This window comes from Pseudomonas sp. NFACC13-1, from assembly GCF_900104425.1.
Classification (GTDB): domain Bacteria; phylum Pseudomonadota; class Gammaproteobacteria; order Pseudomonadales; family Pseudomonadaceae; genus Aquipseudomonas; species Aquipseudomonas fluorescens_AA.
Genome location: NZ_FMXV01000002.1, coordinates 160,495 through 182,578, shown reverse-complemented (window position 1 = coordinate 182,578; position 22,084 = coordinate 160,495). Strand labels below are relative to the sequence as shown.

17 protein-coding genes are annotated in these 22,084 nt (G+C 62.0%); 13 read left to right on the top strand and 4 right to left on the bottom strand.

Features of this window, described 5'->3' with window-relative positions; genetic code table 11:
• Window positions 1–71: 71 nt before the first annotated feature.
• Together dnaQ and BLQ55_RS03240 are read left to right on the top strand one after the other, a co-directional pair.
• A complete protein-coding gene (dnaQ, locus tag BLQ55_RS03245; RefSeq protein ID WP_092198172.1) occupies window positions 72–833 on the top strand; it encodes a DNA polymerase III subunit epsilon in 762 nt (253 codons plus the stop codon).
• A gap of 264 nt (window positions 834–1,097) precedes the next feature.
• Window positions 1,098–1,712, top strand: a complete 615-nt coding sequence (locus tag BLQ55_RS03240) for a GNAT family N-acetyltransferase (RefSeq protein ID WP_092198175.1) — start codon at window positions 1,098–1,100, stop codon at window positions 1,710–1,712.
• Here the strand turns inward: BLQ55_RS03240 and BLQ55_RS03235 are convergent.
• On the bottom strand, window positions 1,678–2,571 hold the full coding sequence (locus BLQ55_RS03235; RefSeq protein ID WP_092252345.1) for a LysR substrate-binding domain-containing protein: 894 nt from the start codon (window positions 2,569–2,571) through the stop codon (window positions 1,678–1,680). The two genes, BLQ55_RS03240 and BLQ55_RS03235, sit on opposite strands and share 35 nt — an antisense overlap.
• 86 nt (window positions 2,572–2,657) lie before the next feature.
• Entirely contained in the window at window positions 2,658–2,921 is a 264-nt protein-coding gene (locus BLQ55_RS03230; RefSeq protein ID WP_092198181.1) for a hypothetical protein, read from the bottom strand.
• Window positions 2,922–3,106: 185 nt separating this feature from the next.
• Here BLQ55_RS03230 and BLQ55_RS03225 point away from each other — a divergent pair, with 185 nt between their 5' ends.
• From BLQ55_RS03225 to BLQ55_RS03215, 3 genes are all read left to right on the top strand, one after another.
• Window positions 3,107–3,664 (top strand): NADPH-dependent FMN reductase, encoded by a 558-nt coding sequence (locus tag BLQ55_RS03225; RefSeq protein ID WP_092252343.1) that lies wholly within the window; start codon window positions 3,107–3,109, stop codon window positions 3,662–3,664.
• Window positions 3,665–3,922: 258 nt separating this feature from the next.
• Window positions 3,923–4,273: a metalloregulator ArsR/SmtB family transcription factor gene (locus BLQ55_RS03220; RefSeq protein WP_092252341.1), complete on the top strand. Its 351-nt coding sequence runs from the start codon at window positions 3,923–3,925 to the stop codon at window positions 4,271–4,273.
• Window positions 4,274–4,310: 37 nt separating this feature from the next.
• Window positions 4,311–5,594 carry an arsenic transporter gene (locus tag BLQ55_RS03215; protein WP_092198190.1) on the top strand — a complete coding sequence of 428 codons (1,284 nt, stop codon included), beginning with the start codon at window positions 4,311–4,313 and terminating at the stop codon, window positions 5,592–5,594.
• Window positions 5,595–5,734: 140 nt separating this feature from the next.
• Here BLQ55_RS03215 and BLQ55_RS03210 read toward each other — a convergent pair whose 3' ends face one another.
• The gene (locus BLQ55_RS03210; RefSeq protein WP_092252339.1) at window positions 5,735–6,700 is read right to left on the bottom strand and encodes a DUF1853 family protein; all 966 of its coding nucleotides are present in this window, start codon (window positions 6,698–6,700) and stop codon (window positions 5,735–5,737) included.
• A gap of 105 nt (window positions 6,701–6,805) precedes the next feature.
• Here BLQ55_RS03210 and BLQ55_RS03205 point away from each other — a divergent pair, with 105 nt between their 5' ends.
• The 8 genes from BLQ55_RS03205 (at window position 6,806) to BLQ55_RS03170 (ending at window position 17,174) form a co-directional block, all read left to right on the top strand.
• The gene (locus tag BLQ55_RS03205; protein ID WP_003180647.1) at window positions 6,806–7,696 is read left to right on the top strand and encodes an NAD(+) kinase; all 891 of its coding nucleotides are present in this window, start codon (window positions 6,806–6,808) and stop codon (window positions 7,694–7,696) included.
• Window positions 7,693–8,667 carry a metallophosphoesterase gene (locus BLQ55_RS03200; protein ID WP_176814180.1) on the top strand — a complete coding sequence of 325 codons (975 nt, stop codon included), beginning with the start codon at window positions 7,693–7,695 and terminating at the stop codon, window positions 8,665–8,667. The genes BLQ55_RS03205 and BLQ55_RS03200 overlap by 4 nt, the downstream gene beginning before the upstream one ends.
• Window positions 8,664–9,536 carry a rhomboid family intramembrane serine protease gene (locus tag BLQ55_RS03195; RefSeq protein WP_092252335.1) on the top strand — a complete coding sequence of 291 codons (873 nt, stop codon included), beginning with the start codon at window positions 8,664–8,666 and terminating at the stop codon, window positions 9,534–9,536. The genes BLQ55_RS03200 and BLQ55_RS03195 overlap by 4 nt, the downstream gene beginning before the upstream one ends.
• 45 nt (window positions 9,537–9,581) lie before the next feature.
• Entirely contained in the window at window positions 9,582–9,842 is a 261-nt protein-coding gene (locus BLQ55_RS03190; protein ID WP_092198202.1) for a YeaC family protein, read from the top strand.
• A complete protein-coding gene (locus BLQ55_RS03185; RefSeq protein WP_092252333.1) occupies window positions 9,839–10,669 on the top strand; it encodes a DUF2797 domain-containing protein in 831 nt (276 codons plus the stop codon). Before BLQ55_RS03190 ends, BLQ55_RS03185 begins: the two co-directional genes overlap by 4 nt.
• 13 nt (window positions 10,670–10,682) lie before the next feature.
• Window positions 10,683–13,340: an aminopeptidase N gene (pepN, locus tag BLQ55_RS03180; protein ID WP_092198208.1), complete on the top strand. Its 2,658-nt coding sequence runs from the start codon at window positions 10,683–10,685 to the stop codon at window positions 13,338–13,340.
• Between the two features lie 362 nt (window positions 13,341–13,702).
• Window positions 13,703–14,755 carry a WD40/YVTN/BNR-like repeat-containing protein gene (locus BLQ55_RS03175; RefSeq protein WP_092252331.1) on the top strand — a complete coding sequence of 351 codons (1,053 nt, stop codon included), beginning with the start codon at window positions 13,703–13,705 and terminating at the stop codon, window positions 14,753–14,755.
• Between the two features lie 43 nt (window positions 14,756–14,798).
• The gene (locus BLQ55_RS03170) at window positions 14,799–17,174 is read left to right on the top strand and encodes an efflux RND transporter permease subunit (RefSeq protein WP_092252329.1); all 2,376 of its coding nucleotides are present in this window, start codon (window positions 14,799–14,801) and stop codon (window positions 17,172–17,174) included.
• Window positions 17,175–17,359: 185 nt separating this feature from the next.
• Here the strand turns inward: BLQ55_RS03170 and BLQ55_RS03165 are convergent, their stop codons facing one another.
• Window positions 17,360–22,042 (bottom strand): dermonecrotic toxin domain-containing protein, encoded by a 4,683-nt coding sequence (locus BLQ55_RS03165; RefSeq protein WP_092252327.1) that lies wholly within the window; start codon window positions 22,040–22,042, stop codon window positions 17,360–17,362.
• Window positions 22,043–22,084: the final 42 nt, after the last annotated feature.

Sequence of the window (22,084 nt, the reverse complement as noted above, 5' to 3'; positions counted from 1 at the left end):
GGTCAGTCATTCCCTCGGAGCGTGTTAATATCCGCGCTTTTGCAAGACTGCCCGCTGAGAGCTGAACACTGATGGCCAACAGATCTGTAGTACTGGATACCGAAACCACCGGCATGCCGGTGACCGATGGTCACCGGATTATTGAAATCGGTTGTGTCGAGCTGATCGGCCGGCGCCTGACCGGTCGCCATTTCCACGTTTACCTGCAACCGGACCGCGAAAGCGACGAGGGCGCTATCGGCGTCCACGGCATCACCAACGAATTCCTGGTGGGCAAGCCGCGTTTTGCCGAAGTGGCCGATGAGTTCTTCGAATTCATCCAGGGCGCGCAGTTGATCATCCACAACGCGGCGTTCGACGTGGGGTTCATCAACAACGAATTCGCCCTGATGGGGCAGCACGAGCGGGCCGACATCACCCAGCATTGCACCATCCTCGACACCCTGATGATGGCCCGGGAACGGCATCCGGGGCAGCGCAACAGCCTCGACGCCTTGTGCAAGCGCTACGGTGTCGACAACTCCGGCCGTGAACTGCACGGCGCCTTGCTCGACTCCGAGATCCTGGCCGACGTCTACCTGGCCATGACCGGCGGCCAGACCAGCCTGTCCCTGGCCGGCAACGCCTCGGACGGCAACGGTACCGGCGAAGGCTCCGGCAACCAGGCCACGGAAATTCGCCGTTTGCCCGCCGACCGCCAGCCATCGCGGATCATTCGCGCCAGCGAAAGCGACCTGGCCGAGCATGCCGCGCGTCTGGAAGCCATCGCCAAGTCCGCGGGTGCTCCGGCATTGTGGACACAGTTGGCCGAGGCACAGGCCGCCACGCACTGATGAAACCCTGTGGGAGCGAGCTTGCTCGCGATGGCGGCGGCACATCCAGCATTGATGGAGGCTGGACTACCGTCATCGCGAACAAGCTCGTTTGCGCAGGGACACCCATTGTTCATTTCTCGCCACAATCGCCACGACCTTCTACCCTGAGGTAACGGGCAGGCTACGGTACGGATCCCGCTTGATGTGTGATGATTTGAAAGACAAGGGCAATGGATGGCACCACGCCGTTGGGTGCTTCAAGGAATGAGGACCTTCCCCAGTATGCAACCGGTCATGAACCCCAAGCACCCCGGGCTGTCGGTGCGCATTGTCGATGATGGCTTTGCCGCCTACATCTGGGGCAGCGATTTCAGCTTTGAAGTCAGCGACTACGCGACGGCGCAGATCGGCCGTCCCGTCAGCCAATGGGCGGTGACGCCCATCGTTCCCTATCGCAAGTGCTATGGCATCGATCCCGAGGAGTTCAGCAGCTTCCGCGATGCCCCGGACAGCGAGATCTTCATGGCTTACCTCGATGACCAGCCCGTCGGGCACCTGGTGGTCAGTACCAACTGGAACGGCTATGCTCACATCGACGAGCTGGCGGTACACGCCCCGGCCCGTCGCCACGGGGTGGCCAAGGCGTTGCTCGATGTCGCCCAGTTCTGGAGTCGCAAGAAAAAACTGCCGGGCATCATGCTCGAGACCCAGAACAACAACCTGGGCGCCTGCCGGCTCTATGAGCGTTGCGGTTACGTGCTGGGTGGTATCGATCACCTGCGCTATCGCGGCATTGACCGGCATACCGCCGAAGTCGCGCTGTTCTGGTACCGGCTGTTCGACGACCCACTGGGCATGTCGATCAGTGGCTCAGCAACGCCTCGGCTTGTTCCGTAATTCGTTCCAGCAGCGATTGAAGGGCGGGTGAAGAGGGGGCGCCGTTGAGGCTCAAGGCATAGAGGCCAATCGCGATGGCGGGCGATACCGGGCAGACGTCGAGGCCGCCGTCCTTGGCGCCCGAGGCGGTGAACGGATCGACGATGGCCAGGCCTTCGCCGGCCTCGACCATGGCGCGCATCATCTGATGGGTCTGGACGCGGAGCTGGATCATGGGCGCCGGACGCAGCGCCGCCAGTTTGTGCTCGAATGCAGGGCTCAGCGGGTCGTGGCCATCCAGGCCCACCAACGGCTGGCCCGCCAGGTCCTGAAGCGAAATATATTTTTGACGGGGTTGCAGCCAGCCGTGGGGCGCGAGCAATTGCAGTTTGCCCTGGGCGATAATCCGGCAATGGATGTCGGGATGTTCCGGGTCGTGCAGGCTCAGGCCCAGGTCACTTTCACGCAACAGCAGGCTGTGGACGATATCGCGGGTCGGTCGGCTGAGGAGGGTGCACGGCGCATCCGGATGGCGACGACGCAAGGCAGCGATGCTCTGGGGCAGCAACCGCTGGGCCAGCGGCGGTGTGCAGATAATGCGCAAGGGCGCTGCCTGATGGTGTTTCAGGCTGCTGGCCAGGCGCTGCACCGGTTCGAGGGTGTCGTACACCCGCGTGATACCGTCACGCAATTCAAGGGTTTCCCGGGTCGCCTGCAAACGACCGCGCACGCTGGCGAACAGCATGAAACCCAATTGGGCCTCGGCGTCGCGCAGTATCGTCTCGACCTCCGCCACCGGCAGTTGCAGCCATTCGGCCGCCGTGCCGAGGTGGCCGGTCTGCAGCAGCGCCTGGATCACTTCGATGTGGCGTAAACGCATGCAAGAAGTCCATGTTCGGCGGGTGAGCCATTGATTGGCTGAATCCTAACCCAAGTCCGGGCATGACTTCTGCTCATAACCAACGGTTATGAAGCTATTTGCGTTTCAGCGGGCGTTTGAGTGGACAGTGGCGTTTCCGGTTCGCGCGTCAATTCGATTTGAGATTGCACGAGAATAAATCTGCCATCGTCGAGCTTGTTGACTCGATCCCCGATAGCCAATTTATAGGTAGTGACAGGCTCCTTGCCATTTCCGTCGGGCGACGGGGTCGATTCCTGAAACTCATGCACCGAGTAGACGCGACCTTCGGCGTCCCGCGCATGAAATTGTCCGACAAGTACTGCTGCCATTGCTTAGAACCTCTGGAAATAAATCACTCGATTTGCGGTTCTGTAGACCCTGGTCAAGCGCGGTAAGTTTTCCTACATGAAAAAAATAGTCCAGCCGGCCGGTTTTTGTCGCTCCACTGGTCCAATTGTCACCCCGATCATCTATAACTACAGGCTCCTTTGAGCCGACAGTCGAGAAGCCTCTCATGAGTAATGTCTACACAGTGGCCGTTTTGGTGGGCAGCCTGCGCAAGGCATCGATCAACCGCAAGGTCGCGCTGGCACTGGCTGACCTGGCGCCAGCCAACCTCAAGCTGAATATCATCGAGATTGGCGAGTTGCCGCTCTACAACGAAGACATCGATGTGTCCCCTCCGGCAGCCTACAGCACTTTCCGCCAGCAGGTAGGCGCGGCCGATGCCTTGTTGTTCGTCACGCCGGAGTACAACCGTTCGGTGCCGGCGCCGTTGAAAAATGCCATCGATGTGGGGTCGCGTCCCTACGGCCAGAGTTGCCTGAGTGGCAAACCAGGCGCGGTGATCAGCGCTTCGCCGGGTGCCATTGGCGGTTTCGGCGCCAATCATCATTTGCGCCAGTCCCTGGTGTTCCTTGACGTGCCCTGCATGCAGCAGCCGGAAGGCTACCTGAGTAACGCCGGGACGGCGTTCGACGAGGCGGGCAACCTGTCGGAGTCCGTCAGGCCATTCTTGCAGAAATTCATCGATGCCTATGGCAAGTGGGTCGAGCAGCATAAGAAGGCTTGACGGCCACTGGAACTTCAAGCAGAGCACCTCTGTGGCGAGGGGATTTATCCCCGTTGGGCTGCGAAGCGGCCCCAAACCCAACACCCTGGTGTGCCAGACAATTTGAATGGGGGCGCTTCGCGCCCCAGCGGGAATAAATCCCCTCGCCACAAGTGCATGTACATCTGCAAACGCATCTGGCAAATCAAAATCCCCGCTTTACTGGATATTCGAATATCCATATATTCGCCATTCGCTCATCCCAGGCTTGCCCACGCCATGCCCGATTCCCCCAATCCCGTCGATGTCTTCAAGGCCCTGGCCGATGACACCCGTACGCGCATTGCGTTGCTGGTGGCCCGTGAAGGCGAGTTGTGTGTCTGTGAACTCACCGCCGCGCTGGGCCTGAGCCAGCCGAAGATCTCTCGGCACCTGGCGCAGTTGCGCAACGCTGGGCTGCTCAGCGACCGACGCCAAGGGCAGTGGGTTTATTACCGCCAGCACCCGCAGTTACCGGCCTGGGTCAGTATGATGCTGGAGCAGGCGTTGGCGGCCAGTACCGCGTGGCTGACAGCGGACGTGCAGCGCTTGAACGCCATGCCTGATCGTCCGGTGGCGCGTTGTTGCTGAGTCCTTCTTTCCCTTCCCTTTTTCAAGGCTGTTGCGCATGCTCATTGCGTCGTTGATTTTCCTGCTGACCATTACGTTGGTGATCTGGCAGCCCAAGGGGCTCGGTGTCGGTTGGAGCGCGACGCTCGGCGCGCTGCTGGCGTTGTTGAGCGGGGTGGTGCAGATCAGCGATATCCCGCTGGTCTGGCAGATCATCTGGAACGCCACCGGTACGTTCGTCGCGCTGATCATCATCAGCCTGCTGCTGGACGAGGCGGGGTTCTTCGCCTGGGCGGCCTTGCATGTGGCTCGCTGGGGCCGAGGCAGTGGGCGCAAGCTGTTTGCGTTCATGGTGTTGCTGGGGGCGCTGGTGTCGGCGTTGTTTGCCAATGACGGGGCGGCGTTGATCCTGACCCCTATCGTGATTTCGATGCTGCTGGCACTGCGGTTTTCCCCGGCGGCGACCCTGGCGTTCGTGATGGGCGCCGGTTTCATTGCCGACAGCGCGAGCCTGCCGCTGGTGGTATCGAACCTGGTGAACATCGTCTCGGCGGACTTCTTCGGCATTGGTTTCAACCGCTACGCGGCGGTCATGGTGCCGGTGAACCTGGTGAGCGTGGCGGCCAGCCTGGCCATCCTGCTGTGGTTCTTTCGCCGCGACATTCCGCGCGACTATGACCCCGATCAACTGGATGATCCGGCGACAGCGATCCACGATAAGGCGACGTTCTATGCCGGCTGGGCGGTGCTGGTGATCCTGCTGCTGGGCTGTTTTGCCCTGGAGCCCCTGGGGATTCCCATCAGTGCGATCTCGGCGGTCTGTGCTGCGTTGCTGCTGGCGGTCGCGGCCCACGGCCACAAGATCTCCACCCGCAAGGCAATGAAGGAAGCGCCCTGGCAGATCGTGATCTTTTCCCTCGGCATGTACCTGGTGGTCTATGGCCTGCGCAACGCCGGACTGACCGGTTACCTGGCCCATTGGCTCGACGGTTTCGCCGAATATGGCGTGTGGGGCGCGGCCATGGGCACCGGTGTGCTGACGGCGCTGCTCTCGTCGGCCATGAACAATTTGCCGACGGTGCTGATCGGCGCCTTGTCCATCGATGCCAGCCAGGCCACCGGGGCGGTGAAGGAGGCGATGATCTACGCCAACGTCATCGGCAGCGACCTGGGCCCGAAAATCACGCCGATTGGTAGCCTGGCGACGTTGCTGTGGCTGCATGTGCTGGCGCGCAAGAACATCCGGATCGGCTGGGGGTATTACTTCAAGGTCGGGATTGTGCTGACCGTGCCGGTGCTGCTGGTGACGTTGGCGGCGTTGGCTGTGCGGTTGTCCTTCTAGAACCGAGTTGGCTTCATCGCGAGCAAGCTCGCTCCCACAAGGGCGCGCATTCCAATGCGGGAACTCACTTATGCAGAAAGGTGCTTTCCAATGTGGGAGCGAGCTTGCTCGCGATGAGGCCCTGACAGGCAGCGCAAGGCTCAGCTACCACCCGGCACATCCGGCCAACGATCCGCCACCAGGAACACCCGCTCGGCTTCTTCCCACTCACCCTCGGCGTTTTCGCTCAGGCGCACCATCAACTGTGCCGGCGCCATGGGGTCCAGGGCTATTCGCCAAGCCTCCAGCTGCGCGGTGCTCCAGGTTTGCTCGGCCGGATAATGCGCCGGGGCCAGCCAGGCGGCGCGGGGCAGGGGTTGCCAGCGACCCGGCGGACGTTGGGCGATGAACGCAGGCCAGTCCCGTTGATGCAGCCAGCGCCCGCGCAAATGCCTGGGATGGGCACCGGCCGGTGGTTCGGCCTGGCCCGGCCAGGGGTAGAGCAAATACCCGCCCAGCCAGAGCTCGGAGCGAAACAGCTCGAGGCCCGAGGGCTCGATGCCCAGTGCCGCCAGGGCCTCGCGGCTTTCCGGGCGGGCCGAGATCGGCAGTTGGTGTTCGCGCAGATGCGCCAGCTTGCGGTCGAGCCGGTCATGGCAACCCGGGCCCAGCCATTGCGCGGCGTCCAGTCCGTTTCCGTGCTGGGGGCCGAGGTACAACTTGATGGCCAGTTCCAGGTGGTGGGTGCCGTCGCGATCACGCAGCAACAGGTCCAGTTCGCCCAGGGTATGGCCTTCGCGCCGGATCGGCAGGTTCGCGGCGATCAATTCGATGCCCGGGGCATGCTGCACGGCGAATTGCCACAGCCTTTCGTAATACAGGCCCAGGCGGCGCGTTCGCCCTTGGGACAGGCAGTGCAGCAATGGATAGCTGTCGCGGTCCAGTTGCCGCAGCCAGTGTTCCAGTCGGCCTGGCTCCTGCACCCAATCACTGCCCGTCAGGGGGTGGCGCTGGGGCCAGGGCGTGTCGATGAGCATCGGCGGGGCGATGATCGCCCACGCGAGGTCGCGCACTTCGGGATGGTGCAGGCGTCGGGGCAAGTCCAGCAATTCAGGGAACAGGATCATCTTGCGAGCATAGCCGTTGCGCTGAAGGCTTAAAGGATTTTGTCTACGGCGCGCTTTCGCCCATAATCGTGTTTTTCGCCCGCCGCAGACCCTCGCAGGAGCCTCATGGAGCAATTTCGCAATATCGGCATCATCGGTCGCCTGGGCAGTTCGCAGGTGTTGGACACCGTTCGCCGTCTCAAACGTTTCCTCCTGGAGCGGCACCTGCATGTGATCCTCGAAGATACCATCGCCGAAGTCCTGCCGGGCCATGGCTTGCAGACGTCGTCGCGCAAGATGCTCGGCGAAGTCTGTGACATGGTGATCGTGGTCGGTGGCGACGGCAGCCTGCTGGGGGCCGCCCGGGCCCTGGCGCGGCACAATATCCCGGTGCTGGGGATCAACCGCGGCAGCCTGGGGTTCCTTACCGATATCCGCCCCGATGAGTTGGAGATCAAGGTCGCCGAGGTGCTGGACGGCCACTACCTGGTGGAAAACCGCTTCCTGCTGCAGGCCGAGGTCCGCCGTCACGCCGAGGCCATCGGCCAGGGCGACGCCCTCAACGACGTGGTGCTGCACCCCGGCAAATCCACGCGGATGATCGAGTTCGAGCTGTACATCGACGGCCAGTTCGTCTGCAGCCAGAAAGCCGACGGCCTGATCGTCGCCACCCCCACCGGCTCCACCGCCTATGCGCTGTCGGCCGGCGGGCCGATCATGCATCCCAAGCTCGACGCTATTGTGATTGTGCCCATGTACCCCCATACCTTGTCTGGGCGACCGATCGTGGTCGATGGCAACAGTGAGCTGAAAATCGTCGTGTCCAAGGATATGCAGATCTACCCGCAAGTGTCCTGTGACGGCCAGAACCATTTCACCTGCGCGCCGGGGGACACCATCACCGTCAGCAAAAAAGCGCAGAAGCTGCGCCTGATCCACCCGCTGGATCACAATTACTACGAAGTCTGCCGGACCAAGCTTGGTTGGGGCAGTCGGTTGGGGGGTGGAGGCGACTGATGCTCGATCCTGCGCGCAGTTACGATTTGATCGGTGACGTGCACGGATGCGCCCTGACCCTGGAACACCTGCTGGACCGACTCGGTTACCACAAGCAGGGCGGGGTCTGGCGGCATCCGTCGCGCATGGCCGTGTTCCTGGGGGACATCATCGACCGTGGCCCGCGGATCCGCGAGGCGCTGCACATCGTCCATGACATGGTCATGGCCGGCCAAGCGCTGTGCATCATGGGCAACCACGAGTTCAACGCCCTGGGCTGGAGCACACCGGCATTGCCGGGCAGCGGCCAGCGCTACGTGCGCGAACACACGCCGCGCCATGCCCGCCTGCTCAACGAGACACTGACCCAGTTCGAGCAGCATCCCGGCGACTGGCATGACTTTCTCGAATGGTTCTATGAGCTGCCGCTGTTTGTCGACGCCGGCCGCTTCCGGGTGGTGCACGCCTGTTGGGATGCCGGCCTGATCGAACCGCTGCGGGGCCTGTTCCCGGACGGTTGTGTCGACGAGCATTTCCTCCAGGCCTCGGCGCAACCGGGCAGTTTTGCCTGCACGGTGTTCGATCGCTTGTTGCGCGGCACGGACATGCGCCTGCCCCACGGCCTGACGCTGACGGGGGGCGATGGCCTGACCCGTTCGTTTTTCCGCACCAAGTTCTGGGAAGACAACCCGCAGACCTACGGCGACATCGTGTTCCAGCCCGACGCCTTGCCGGAACCGGTGGCCCGTACGCCGCTGTCGCCGGATGAAAAAAACAACCTGCTGCGCTATGGCATCGATGAGCCGCTGTTGTTCGTCGGTCACTATTGGCGCAGCGGCAAACCCGCGCCGATCCGCCCGAACCTGGCCTGCCTGGATTACAGCGCGGTGCTCTACGGCAAGCTGGTCGCCTATCGCCTCGACCAGGAAACCCGCCTGGATCCGCACAAGTTCGTCTGGGTCGATGTCGAGCGGCCAGAGGAGATGAAATGAGTGCCGTCGCGGTTCTGCGCCTGCCCCTGGCAGTGGACTTGAGCGGCTTCGTCAAGCTGCTGCAACGCATGCAGGTGCCCCATCGCGTCAGCGAAGAGGCAGGCGAGCAGGTGCTCTGGGTGCCGGATGAAATCAGCGAGGACGTGCGTGCGTTGTATGCCCGTTTTCCCGCCGGCGATCCCGAACAGCTGTTGGAGCTGCCCGACACGGGGGGGACTTCCCGGCGAGCGGGATTCGTCCAGCAACTGACCCGCCATCCAGTGACAGCCCTGGTGCTGTTGCTGAGCCTGATTGTCAGCGCGGTCACCCTGCTGGGGGAGAATCTTGCGACGCTGCGCTGGCTGACCTTCCTCGAGTTTCGCGTCGTTGGCGATTACATCCAGTTCACGCCGTTGGGCGATAGCCTGGCGGCGGGGCAGTGGTGGCGCCTGGTAACGCCGATGCTGATTCACTTCGGCTTCCTGCACATCGCCATGAATGGCATGTGGTATTGGGAACTGGGGCGGCGGATCGAAGCGCGCCAGGGCGGTATCAACCTGTTGGGGCTGACACTGTTGTTCAGCCTCGTCTCCAATTTCGCCCAGTACTTTTTCAGCGGGCCGACGCTGTTCGGCGGGTTGTCCGGCGTGCTGTACGGCCTGCTGGGCCATTGCTGGATCTACCAACTGCTCGCACCGAACCCGGCCTATCACCTGCCCCGTGGGGTGCTGGTGATGATGCTGGTGTGGTTGCTGTTGTGCCTGTCAGGGTTGGTTTCGCTGATCGGCTTCGGTGAAATCGCCAATGCTGCCCACGTCGGCGGGCTGCTCGTCGGATGCTTCACGGGCTTGTTGGGCGGGCTGTTCGCTCGCCGTAAAATGGCCCTTTGACCGGCGCCTGTGCCTTTTGAGAATGCGCGATTGCGCGGAGAACCCATGTCTTCCTTCAACGAAATGATCAAAAACATCACCCCCGATATCTACAAGAGCCTGAAACTGGCCGTGGAAATCGGTAAATGGGCCGATGGCAACAAGCTCACTGCCGAGCAGCGCGAGTTGTCGCTGCAGGCCATGATCGCCTGGGAAGTCCAGAACCTGCCCGAAGACGAGCGCACTGGCTACATGGGCCCGCAGGAATGCCAGTCGAAGTCGATCGAAGTGCCCAATATCCTGTTCAAGTCGGATGCCATCCATTGATCGAGATTGGCCGTGGTGCAATCAGCAAGATGTCGGCCCGCCTTGACGGGCCGACCGTTCAATACGCCTTTCGCCTGGACGAGGTCGAGGTGCCGGTCAACCCGTTGATCGGCAGCACGATCCGCCTGGAGTACCTCGGTGCGATCCACTGCACCCATTGCGGACGCCGGACCAAGACCAGCTTCAGCCAGGGGTATTGCTACCCTTGCATGACCAAGCTGGCCCAGTGCGACCTGTGCATCATGAGCCCGGAGCGTTGCCATTTCGACGCGGGCACCTGCCGTGACCCGGCCTGGGGCGAGCAATTCTGCATGACCGATCATGTGGTCTACCTGGCCAACTCCTCGGGCGTGAAAGTCGGCATTACCCGCGCCACGCAATTGCCGACCCGCTGGCTGGACCAGGGCGCCAGCCAGGCACTGCCGATCCTGCGGGTCGCCACTCGCCAGCAGTCAGGGTTCGTCGAGGACCTGTTCCGCAGCCAGGTGGCGGACAAGACCAACTGGCGCGCCTTGCTCAAGGGCGACGCGACAGCGGTGGACCTGCCGGCGATCCGCGACGCGCTGTTCGAAAACTGCGCCCAGGGATTGCACGGCTTGCAGGAACGATTCGGCCTGCAAGCGATCCAGACCATAGCGGACGTCGAGCCCGTCGAGATTCGTTATCCGGTGGAGCAGTACCCGACCAAGATCGTCAGCTTCAACTTGGACAAGAACCCGATCGCCGAAGGCACGCTGCTGGGCATCAAGGGCCAATACCTGATTTTCGATACCGGCGTGATCAACATTCGTAAATACACGGCTTACCAGCTCGCCGTGCATCAGTAGAAGGATTCGACCCATGCGCACCGAACAACCGAAGATGATTTACCTCAAGGACTATCAGGCCCCCGAGTACCTGATCGACGAAACACACCTGACCTTCGAGTTGTTCGAGGACCACAGTCTGGTCCATGCGCAACTGGTGATGCGCCGCAACCCCGAGCGCGGCGCCGGGCTGCCGCCGCTGGTGCTCGATGGCCAGCATCTTGAATTGATCTCCCTCAAGCTCGACGATGCCGACCTGGGGCAGGGCGACTATCAACTGGACGACAATCACCTGACCGTGCACCCCAAGGCCCAGGCCTTTACGGTCGACACCACCGTCAGGATTCATCCGGAAACCAACACCGCCCTGGAAGGCCTGTACAAATCCGGCAGCATGTTCTGCACCCAGTGCGAGGCCGAAGGGTTCCGCAAGATCACCTATTACCTCGACCGTCCGGATGTGATGAGCAAGTTCACCACCACCGTGGTGGCCGAGCAGCACAGTTATCCGGTGCTGCTGTCCAACGGCAATCCGATTGCCAGCGGCCCCGGCGAAGACGGCCGGCACTGGGCGACCTGGGAAGATCCGTTCAAGAAACCGGCCTACCTGTTCGCCCTGGTGGCCGGTGACCTGTGGTGCGTCGAAGACACCTTCACCACCATGACCGAGCGTAATGTGGCGCTGCGCATCTACGTCGAGCCGGAAAACATCGACAAATGCCAGCACGCCATGACCAGCCTGAAGAAGTCGATGCGCTGGGACGAAGAGGTGTACGGGCGCGAGTACGACCTGGACATCTTCATGATTGTCGCGGTCAACGACTTCAACATGGGCGCCATGGAGAACAAGGGTCTCAATATCTTCAACTCCAGCGCCGTGCTGGCCCGCGCCGAAACCGCCACCGATGCCGCGCACCAGCGGGTCGAGGCGATCGTTGCCCACGAATACTTCCATAACTGGTCGGGCAACCGCGTGACCTGCCGCGACTGGTTCCAACTGTCGCTCAAGGAAGGTTTCACGGTGTTCCGCGACGCCGGGTTCTCGGCCGACATGAACTCCGCCACCGTCAAGCGCATCCAGGACGTGGCGTACCTGCGCACCCACCAGTTCGCCGAAGACGCCGGCCCCATGGCCCACCCGGTGCGGCCGGACAGTTTTATCGAGATCTCCAACTTCTACACCCTGACCGTGTACGAAAAGGGCTCGGAAGTGGTCGGCATGATCCACACCCTGCTGGGGCCTGAGGGTTTCCGCAAGGGCAGTGACCTGTACTTCGAACGCCACGACGGCCAGGCCGTGACCTGCGACGACTTCATCAAGGCCATGGAAGATGCCAACGGCGTCGACCTGGCGCAGTTCAAGCGTTGGTACAGCCAGGCCGGTACACCACGGCTGGCGGTGAGCGAGTCTTACGACGCCGCAGCCAAGACCTACAGCCTGACCTTCCGCCAGAGTTGCCCGCCAACCCCGGACAAACAGGAAAAGCTGCCGTTCGTGATTCCCGTGGAACTGGGCCTGCTGGACAGCCAAGGCGCCGAGATCCCGTTGCGCCTGGCCGGTGAAGCGACGGCAGACGGTACGTCCCGGGTGATCTCGGTGACCGAGGCCGAGCAGACCTTCACCTTCGTCGACGTCGCCGAACAACCGCTGCCTTCGTTGCTGCGTGGTTTCTCGGCGCCGGTGAAGCTGAGCTTCCCGTACAACCGCGACCAGTTGATGTTCCTGATGCAGCACGACAGCGACGGCTTCAACCGTTGGGATGCCGGCCAGCAGTTGTCGGTGCAGGTGCTGCAGGAACTGATCGCCCAACATCAGCAGGGCGCCAGCCTGACGCTGGATCCACGCCTGGTCAGTGCGCTGCGTAGCGTATTGTCGGACGAGTCCCTGGACCAGGCCATGGTCGCGGAAATGCTCTCGCTGCCCAGCGAAGCCTACCTGACGGAAATCAGCGAAGTGGCTGACGTCGAGGCGATCCATGCCGCCCGTGAGTTCGCCCGTCAGCAACTGGCCGACAACCTGTTCGAAGCCCTGTGGCTGCGTTACGAAGCCAACCGCGACCTGTCGAAACGCACGCCATACGTGGCCGAGGCCGAGCATTTCGCCCGCCGCGCGTTGCAGAACATCGCGCTGTCCTACCTGATGCTCACCGGCAAGCCTGAGGTGCTGAGTGCGACCCTGGAGCAGTTCGACACCGCCGACAACATGACTGAACGCCTCACGGCGTTGGCGGTGCTGGTCAACTCGCCGTTCGAGACCGAGAAGGCCAAGGCCCTGGAAGTGTTCGCGGAAAACTTCAAGGGCAACCCGCTGGTCATGGATCAATGGTTCAGCGTCCAGGCCGGCAGCCCGTTGCCCGGTGGCCTGGCGCGGGTCAAGGCGCTGATGGAGCACCCGGCGTTCAATATCAAGAACCCGAACAAGGTGCGGGCACTGGTCGGCGCGTTCGCCGGGCAGAACCTGATCAACTTCCACGCCGCCGACGGTTCGGGTTATCGCTTCCTGGCGGATCTGGTCATCCAGCTCAATGGCTTCAACCCGCAAATCGCCTCGCGGCAACTGGCACCGCTGACCCGCTGGCGCAAATACGACAGCGCCCGCCAGGCGCTGATGAAAGCCGAGCTGGAGCGCATCCTGGCGTCAGGCGGGCTGTCGGCCGATGTGTTCGAGGTGGTGAGCAAGAGTCTGGCGTGACCTTGAGGCCGCGGTTTGTCTTTTAGACTGCGGTGCTCCAATCGCGAGCAGGCTCGCTCCCACAGGGATCTCGGATGATCACTCACTGAAGATCTACTGTGGGAGCGAGCCTGCTCGCGATTGGGCGCACCACCATGCTTATTCTGAAATACTCGCTTATCACCCCACCGAATACCCCGCCATTCACCCCCAGCGCCAACCCCCCTGGTTAACAAAAGATAACGCGGCGTCGATTGTCAGACCTTTCGAAAGCCCGATAGGATAGGCCAGCTTCCGAAGTGGCTCTAGATTGCAGGTTTCAGGGCTATGCTCCAGGACTGGCAACGTACCAAGCCATAACAATAATAATGGGGGAAAGGTCTATGAGTGAGCCTGTCATGGCTGTGGGCCGCTGCCGGCCGCCGCTGCTGCGCAGAATCGCGTTGCTGGCTTCGGCGCTCTCGCTGCTGGGCTCTGCGGTGTTGTCGGCACCGGCGATGGCCGTTGCGGCGTCGACGTCCGATGTCATCTATTCCGTCGAATCGGCCAAGGCCAGCAAAACCCTGATGCTCGATGTGGTCCATGCCGGCCAGCGCCTGGTGGCGGTCGGCGATCGTGGGCACATTGTCTATTCCGACGACCAGGGCACGTCCTGGACCCAGGCCAAGGTGCCGACCCGCCAACTGCTCACCGCGGTATTTTTCGTCGATGACAAGCACGGCTGGGCCGTGGGGCACGACGCGCAGATCCTCGCCAGCGACGACGGTGGCAGCACCTGGACCAAGCAATACGAAGACCTCACCCGTGAAGCGCCGCTGCTGGATGTCTGGTTCAAGGACGCCAGCAACGGTTTTGCCGTGGGGGCGTACGGTGCGCTGCTGGAAACCACCGACGGCGGCAAGCACTGGGAAGACGCCAGCGACCGCCTCGAAAACGAAGACCAGTTCCACCTCAACGCAATCGCGGCCGTGAAAGACGCCGGGCTGTTCATTGTCGGCGAGGCCGGCAGCATGTTCCGCTCCGCCGATGGGGGGCAGACCTGGGAGAAGGTCGAAGGCCCGTACGAAGGCTCGCTGTTCGGGGTCATCGGCACCGCCCAGCCTTCGACGCTGCTGGCCTACGGCTTGCGCGGCAACCTGTACCGTTCCACCGATTTTGGCGACACCTGGGAACAGGTCGAGCTCAAGGCCGCCCGGGGCAGCCTGGAATTCGGCCTGTCGGGCGCCACACTGCTGGAGGACGGTTCCATCGTGATTGTCGGCAACGGCGGCAGTGTGGTGCGCAGTACCGACGATGGCGAGACCTTCAGCGTGTTCAACCGTCCGGACCGAATCTCCGTGGCGGCCGTCACGGCGGCAGGCAACGGCAACCTGATCCTGGCGGGGCAAGGCGGCGTGCGCGCCACCACCTCCACCGGCGCCGAACTGAGCAAATGAGTCAGGCCTGCAAGACGGGCATAAAAACAAGAAGGCGGACCCCATGAGCAGTCATCATCAAGACAAGGCGACGTTCCTCGAGCGCCTGATTTTCAACAACCGCCCGGCAGTGATCGTCATTTGCCTGCTGGTCAGCATCTTCCTGTTCTGGCAGGCCACGCTGATCCGCCCCTCCACCAGTTTCGAAAAAATGATCCCCCTCGAGCACCCCTTCATCCAGAAGATGCTCGAGCACCGCAACGACCTGGCGAACCTGGGCAACACGGTGCGCATTTCCGTGGAAGCCACCAATGGCGACATCTTCTCCAAGGACTACATGGAGACCCTGCGCCAGATCCACGACGAGGTCTTCTACATCTCCGGTGTCGACCGTTCCGGGCTCAAGTCGTTGTGGAGCCCCAGCGTGCGCTGGACCGAAGTGACGGAGGAGGGCTTCGCCGGCGGCGAGGTGATCCCCCAGAGCTACAACGGCTCGGCCGACAGCCTCGACCTGCTGCGCAACAACGTGCTCAAGTCCGGCCAGGTCGGGCGCCTGGTGGCCAACGACTTCAAGTCGAGCATCATCGACATCCCGCTACTGGAGTCCTATCCCGACCCGCAGGACCAGGGCAAATTGCTCGCCCTCGACTATCGGAAGTTTTCCCACGAGCTTGAAGACAAGATCCGCAACAAGTTCGAGGCCCAGAACCCGAATGTGCAGATCCATATCGTCGGTTTCGCCAAGAAAGTCGGTGATCTGATCGACGGCCTGGTCATGGTGGTGCTGTTCTTCGGCGTGGCCTTCGTCATCACCCTGGTCCTGCTGTACTGGTTCACGAACTGCATACGCAGCACCGTGGCGGTGTTGGCCACCACCCTGGTGGCGGTGGTCTGGCAACTGGGGCTGATGCACGCGGCCGGTTTCGGCCTGGATCCGTACTCGATGCTGGTGCCGTTCCTGATCTTCGCCATCGGCATTTCCCACGGGGTGCAGAAAATCAATGGCATCGCCTTGCAGTCCAGCGAGGCGGACAACGCCCTGACGGCGGCGCGGCGCACCTTCCGCCAGTTGTTCCTGCCGGGGATGATCGCGATCCTGGCGGACGCCGTGGGTTTCATCACCTTGCTGATCATCGACATCGGCGTGATCCGCGAACTGGCCATCGGCGCCTCCATCGGCGTGGCAGTGATCGTGTTCACCAACCTGATCCTGCTGCCAGTGGCGATTTCCTACGTTGGCATCAGCAAGCGTGCGGTCGAACGCAGCAAGAAAGATGCGACCCGCGAACATCCGTTCTGGCGCCTGCTGTCGAACTTCGCCAGCGCCAAGGTCGCGCCGGTGTCCATCGCCCTGGCGGTGATCGCCTTTGGCGGTGGCCTCTGGTACAGCCAGAACCTGAAGATCGGCGACCTGGACCAGGGCGCGCCGGAACTGCGTCCGGACTCGCGCTACAACCAGGACAACAACTTCATCATCAGCAATTACTCCACCAGCTCCGATGTGCTGGTGGTGATGGTCAAGACCAAGGCCGAAGGCTGCTCGCGCTATGAAGCCATGGCCCCCATCGACGAATTGATGTGGAAGATGCAGAACACCGAGGGTGTGCAGTCGGCGATTTCCCTGGTGACCGTATCCAAGCAAATGATCAAGGGCATGAACGAGGGCAACCTGAAATGGGAGACCCTGTCGCGCAACCCTGATGTGCTGAACAACTCCATCGCCCGGGCCGATGGCCTGTACAACAACAGCTGCTCCCTGGCGCCGGTGCTGGTGTTCCTCAACGACCACAAGGCCGAGACCCTGGACCGCGCGGTGAAGGCGGTGCAGGACTTCGCCAAGGAAAACAACCGCGATGGCCTGGAGTTCCTCCTCGCCGCCGGTAACGCTGGCATCGAGGCGGCCACCAATGAAGTGATCAAGGAATCGGAACTGACCATTCTGATCCTGGTGTACATCTGCGTGGCGACCATGTGCATGATCACCTTCCGTTCCTGGGCGGCGACGCTGTGCATCGTGCTGCCGCTGGTGCTGACGTCGGTACTGGGCAACGCCCTGATGGCTTTCATGGGCATCGGTGTGAAAGTCGCGACGCTGCCGGTGGTCGCGCTGGGTGTCGGGATCGGCGTCGACTACGGCATCTACATCTACAGCCGCCTGGAAAGCTTCCTGCGGGCCGGGTTGCCGTTGCAGGAGGCTTACTACCAGACGCTGAAATCCACCGGCAAGGCGGTACTGTTCACCGGTTTGTGCCTGGCCATCGGCGTGTGCACCTGGATCTTCTCGGCCATCAAGTTCCAGGCCGACATGGGCTTGATGCTGACGTTCATGCTGCTGTGGAACATGTTCGGTGCGCTGTGGCTGCTGCCGGCGCTGGCGCGCTTCCTGATCAAGCCGGAGAAACTGGCGGGGCAGAAGGGCAACTCGTTGTTTGCCCATTGATGAGGGGCGGAACCTGCCCAGCACAGCCCTGGGGGTGAACCCATGTGGGAGCGAGCTTGCTCGCGATAGCGGTGTGACAGTCAATGAAGGTATTGACTGTCCGTCAGCCATCGCGAGCAAGCTCGCTCCCACAGGTTTTTTCTCGCGCTCAGCGACTGATCACTCCAGCCTGTAAGCCCTGGCCATCAAGGCGCCAAGGGCAAGAACTTGCTCTGCGCCAACGACTTGCTGAGCTGCCCTCGATGCACGTTCACCACCGCATAAGGGCTGGTGGCCTTGGCCAGCAGTGAGTGGTAGTGCTCCTTGCGTTGTTCCTTGGTCTTCAGGTGCGCGACGCTGAAATTGTCCTTCGGTGTGTCAGCCGTTTCGTAGTGAAAATGGGCATACCAGAGGGGAAAACCGTCACGGTCGTTGATGGCGTATTCCTGGAGGAAATCCTGTCGGCTTCCTTTCAAGGCCTTGCGATCCCCGAGCCGTGCGACTTGTATCAGGTTCTTTTCGAACAGGAACCGGAGGTTGCCGTCGGTAGGCGGCAATTGCAGGCTCAATTCGGTGCGCAGGGCACTGCCTTTGGTGGTCAGGCTGGAGACTGCGTCTGACAACTGTTGACTCAGTGCCTCGTCTGCCGGGGTGCGCGGGGTTTTCGATGCGGCCAATGCCCGGTCGAACTCCTCGGCAAGCTTGCGAAAACGACCCGCCTCATTGTTCATGATCTCCTCGATTTCCTGGGGATGGCGGCAGTGTTTCTTGTAGCTTTCAGCGCGGCGCAGACGTTCGTCCAATTCTGCGAGCAGTTTGCGCGCATCGTTCTTGATCGCCTTGACCGATCTCGTCTTGGGGGCCGGGGTTGGTTTGCGTATATCGACGGCATCCCACACATCGTCGTGACGCGAGTAGGTGGCCAGTAGCGTATCGTTGAAGCGCAGCTCGACGACTTCAATCGGCAGGGCCGTGCCGGCCGGCTTCAAGTCACCGATCAGGACGCCACGGTTGCGGGTCCTGATCACCTTTTTCTGTGGGCGTCCGGCGGGCACCCTGGACTGTTTTGGCGCACGCCTGCGCGGCTTTGGCTCGGGCTTGATTTCTGCGGCGAGTTTGCCGGAGACCTCTTGGTAAAGACTCTCGATCAGCTTGAGCAACTTGTCGAAATAGGATTCGTTGAGATTGTCGGCGTAGAGCGTCTTGACTCCCTGTAAGGCATCCAAGGACTTGCCATATTGCTCAGTCAGGCTCGTCAGTACCTCCAGCTGTTCCGAGGGGGGGAGTTCATACATCCGCAGTTCGCAATGGGAGCGCACTTGTTCCCCCAAGGGCACGACGATGCGCAGCAGGCTCTCGGACAGGTTGGAACTGGAGTTTTTGACCGACAGCATCGGAAGCGTAGCGAATTGCATGGCTTTGCTGCTGATTGAATTTATTTCGTCGAGCGGCCGGTCACTGGTGAGGCGCTCGAACGCCTGGGCCCCGGCCTCATCCAGATTCAATAATCGCTCGAGAAAATCGTCCTTGAGCTCCAGCCAATGGATCGCCTGATCATTGAGATCGCTCAGGGTGCCGAGATACTTCAGGTAGTCCTGCAGGTTAGTGACGACAGCCTCCATCTGATTGACCTCCCCTTGAAACTGAGGATGGGCATTGATGATGGCCGTGCGTTGATTTTCGGTGACTATGACGGCCTTCCGGGCATTGTTCACCACGTTTTCCAACATCCCGCGCAAGTCTGCCGGGGAGAGCTCGATACCCAGGCTGGCCCGCTCGGGCGCGCTGTTCACCAGCTTCAGATAAAGGTCGGTCTGTTCCTGGAGCAGGTCATAGTAAACTTTGCGCTTCGCCGTGCGTTGTGCCTCGGTATAGTCCCTTCCGCTATCGAGCCTGATCATCACTTCCTGGGCAATTTGCAGGGCTCTGTTTCGAGCTGCGTCTCCCTTGACCACCTGATTGTATTCCTCTTGTAGTACCCACCTCCGCTCCAGATTGAGGTCGCGCTGTGCTTGCAACCGTTTGGGGGGAGAGCCGCCCAGCAGGCGCAGACGCAGATCGAGGAACCAGTGGCCCTGGCTGTCGGTTTTCAACGGCGGACCGTTCCGGCTGGGGGCGAGCGGGTCGACGATGGTCGCGCTGCCGTCCGCTTCAGGGTTGACCTGATACAGAACGTCATCCACCTCGGCATGCCATTTTTTGTCGATCACGTACAAACCCTTGTACGGGCCATATCCGATGGGTTCGGGCATTGCCGAAGGGCGCGATGCCTGCAAGCGCAGCAGCCGGGTGCGTTGTTCCGGTGTCAGGCGCTGGCCGGCGCTGGCGAAGCTGAAGTCCAGGCGTCTACTGGCGGCATCGGCGTGGGCGCCAGGCACGGCGATGGTTCCCTCCACGACGGTGGGCGGTGCCGGCGCGGGCCACTGCTCGGCAACGGTGCGTGGCGCCGGGGGACGCATGGCTTGCTCCTTCAACGATGGGGCCACCGCCTCACGGGTGACCGGCGCATGACCGGTGGGCAGTTGGCTCACCAGCATGGCCAGGTTGACGAGCAGATCGACGGCGGCCAGCTCCCGTGCCACCGGATCCTCGCTGATCAAGGCTGGAATGTCCTGTTGGGCGCTGGCCATCAGGTTCCATAGCCAGGCAGTGGTCATGACCGGGCCGCGCAGCAAAGGGAACAGCAATGTGTTGAACAACAGGCTGCCGCCCCGAAGCAACACGGCCCAGCGGCTCTCGCGGTTGGACACCGAGTCCCGGTCGGCCTGGGTGACCAGGGCCTGGGCGTTGCAGCCATAGAGGTACTGCATCAGCTCACCGTTGTGCAGCGCTTGCAGTAGTTCGTCGTGGGTGTCCTGCGTGGCGAGTGTGGCCGGAGCGGGTTTGTCGGGGACGCTGAACTCATCACCGGGAAAGAACCGCACGATGTGTGGCTCCAGGAAACCGCCGTTGGCGTACACCGGGCGGGCGGCGTCGGACAGCCAGGTCAGGACGCTGTTCTGCAGATCCCCGGCGGCGGCAATGGCCTGGAACAGCGCTTCCCGTGACGGGAACTCTTGCAGCGCAGGGGCGTAAAGCGGCCGATACAGCAGGTGCGGGCCGGTGGTGGTGTCCTGCGCTTCGATAAGGAACATATTGGTCACGGTATCGGGCTGGGCCTGGGGCTTGCGCACCAAACCCAGGTGGCGAATGACCACCGGACAACCGTTGACCTGTTGGCTCGCCGCGTCAGGTTGTAGAACGGCTTCCAGCAGGCGCAGGCCTTGGAGGGTCATGCCGTTTTCGTTGTTCAACCGCTGTTTCAGCGCGTCGAGGGCCAGTTGCGCAGGGATCTGTTCGGCGAACATCCGTTGGCGGTTCTTTGCCTGGGACGAGTTACCGAGCAGGTGCTGTTGCAGGTAGCGAGGATAGGTCGTGCCAATGTCGACCTGTTCGACCAGCCCGGTCACGAAGTCCGGGGTCAACCAGGTCGGCAGCGTCAGGCCCAGGCGATGGCTGAGCGTGAAGTGGCCGCTGGGGCGGGCGACGAGATTGTGGATGGCCAGTTCGGTCAGGCTCATCTGCCGCTTCTCGCTGAGGCCGATGGTCCCGGGATAGCCTGCGGAAACGGTGAAGTTCAGCAGCACATCGTCGGGTCGGTATTGGCTCGACGGCACCTTGTCCGGGCTGCTGCCGTTCGTTTGTCCCATGGCGCTGGACAAGGCACTGGCGGTGAAGGCCTTGATGTCCTCGATGCCGCTGAGGAAGGTCTGGCCCTGGTGGCGTTTTTTGGCACTGGCCAGGGCCAGGCTGTAGCGCTGGAGCGTCGTCTGGTCGGCGATGGCGCTTTTTTTCAGCCAACGGGGCAGCAAGGGAGCCAGGCGTGCCGAAGTTTGCGGCGAGAGTCGCGGGGCTTCCAGCAGGTAGCGAGCCGGGTCGCTCAAGTCGTTGTAGAGGTTCTTCAGGTTTTGCAGGTCGATCCCGGCGGGCAGCTGCACAGCCTTCAGGTCGGCCAGTTGTTGCTCCAACAGCATTGCCGCCTGGCTCTCGAAGACGTCGCCGCTTATCTCGTAGCGCTGGCAGGTGACGGTGTCGACGGTGTAACGGCTGGCGATCGATGCGCCCCAATGCCGGTTGAAGGCTTCCAGGGAGGCAAAGGATTGCACGGCGCTGCCGGGGCTGCACAGCAGCAAGTCGGTGGTGCCTTTCGTGGCGCGGACCAGGAGGATTTCGCTGCCGACCAGTACGGTGCGGGTGGTGCCTCGGGTGATTCGGGTTTCCAGGTTGTAGGCGTACACAGGCGCCTGTGGGGCGAGACGAAAGCGTCGCTCCCGGTCCGGCCAACGGACGACCTGGTCAAGGGTTTCGCGGGCCGTGTCAGCGAGCCCGGGCTGTTGCAGCCCGTGGATGCTCAGCATGTTCCTCAGCACATCGCTGAGCCAGCGCCAGCGGTTGCCGTGGCTGTTCGCACCGGTTGCGTCAATGTCGTCGCCCCAGTAACGGACCAGCGCATCCTCCAGCCCGAGCGGTACGCTCCAGGCCAGTTCCAGCAACGAGTTCTTGATGACCTGGATGTCCACTTCCTGGTTGCCTGCCCGGAGCCGGTGCGGTGGGGTGTCGGAGAGAAAACAATCCAGGTTGCCCCGTGGGCTGAAATCCACGGGTGTGCCAACGGCCAGGTGATCGAGCACCACGGGCATGAACGGCTGGAATTTCCAGGCATGTCCAGTGGCGTCTGGAGTCGCCAGCTGGACCGTGGGCAAGTCGATGGCCAGCCAGGGGTATGTTCGCTTGATCGCTTGTTCGAGCATGCGTTGCACGATCTGTTCGAAGGTCGGATGGTTGGCGAATTGCAGGCTGACGTTTTGCGTCAACGCAGGGATGGAGTCTGCGGAGGAGGGAGCGGTCATGAGAAGTCCTTTTCACAAAACATGGCCGTCGGAATGACGGCG

Excerpts from the sequence above, each read along its gene's own strand:
- dnaQ (WP_092198172.1), top strand. The coding sequence starts at position 72 with ATGGCCAACAGATCTGTAGTACTGGATACCGAAACCACCGGCATGCCG.
- BLQ55_RS03240 (WP_092198175.1), top strand. The coding sequence starts at position 1,098 with ATGCAACCGGTCATGAACCCCAAGCACCCCGGGCTGTCGGTGCGCATT.
- BLQ55_RS03235 (WP_092252345.1), bottom strand. The coding sequence starts at position 2,571 with ATGCGTTTACGCCACATCGAAGTGATCCAGGCGCTGCTGCAGACCGGC.
- BLQ55_RS03230 (WP_092198181.1), bottom strand. The coding sequence starts at position 2,921 with ATGGCAGCAGTACTTGTCGGACAATTTCATGCGCGGGACGCCGAAGGT.
- BLQ55_RS03225 (WP_092252343.1), top strand. The coding sequence starts at position 3,107 with ATGAGTAATGTCTACACAGTGGCCGTTTTGGTGGGCAGCCTGCGCAAG.
- BLQ55_RS03220 (WP_092252341.1), top strand. The coding sequence starts at position 3,923 with ATGCCCGATTCCCCCAATCCCGTCGATGTCTTCAAGGCCCTGGCCGAT.
- BLQ55_RS03215 (WP_092198190.1), top strand. The coding sequence starts at position 4,311 with ATGCTCATTGCGTCGTTGATTTTCCTGCTGACCATTACGTTGGTGATC.
- BLQ55_RS03210 (WP_092252339.1), bottom strand. The coding sequence starts at position 6,700 with ATGATCCTGTTCCCTGAATTGCTGGACTTGCCCCGACGCCTGCACCAT.
- BLQ55_RS03205 (WP_003180647.1), top strand. The coding sequence starts at position 6,806 with ATGGAGCAATTTCGCAATATCGGCATCATCGGTCGCCTGGGCAGTTCG.
- BLQ55_RS03195 (WP_092252335.1), top strand. The coding sequence starts at position 8,664 with ATGAGTGCCGTCGCGGTTCTGCGCCTGCCCCTGGCAGTGGACTTGAGC.
- BLQ55_RS03190 (WP_092198202.1), top strand. The coding sequence starts at position 9,582 with ATGTCTTCCTTCAACGAAATGATCAAAAACATCACCCCCGATATCTAC.
- pepN (WP_092198208.1), top strand. The coding sequence starts at position 10,683 with ATGCGCACCGAACAACCGAAGATGATTTACCTCAAGGACTATCAGGCC.
- BLQ55_RS03175 (WP_092252331.1), top strand. The coding sequence starts at position 13,703 with ATGAGTGAGCCTGTCATGGCTGTGGGCCGCTGCCGGCCGCCGCTGCTG.
- BLQ55_RS03170 (WP_092252329.1), top strand. The coding sequence starts at position 14,799 with ATGAGCAGTCATCATCAAGACAAGGCGACGTTCCTCGAGCGCCTGATT.
- BLQ55_RS03165 (WP_092252327.1), bottom strand. The coding sequence starts at position 22,042 with ATGACCGCTCCCTCCTCCGCAGACTCCATCCCTGCGTTGACGCAAAAC.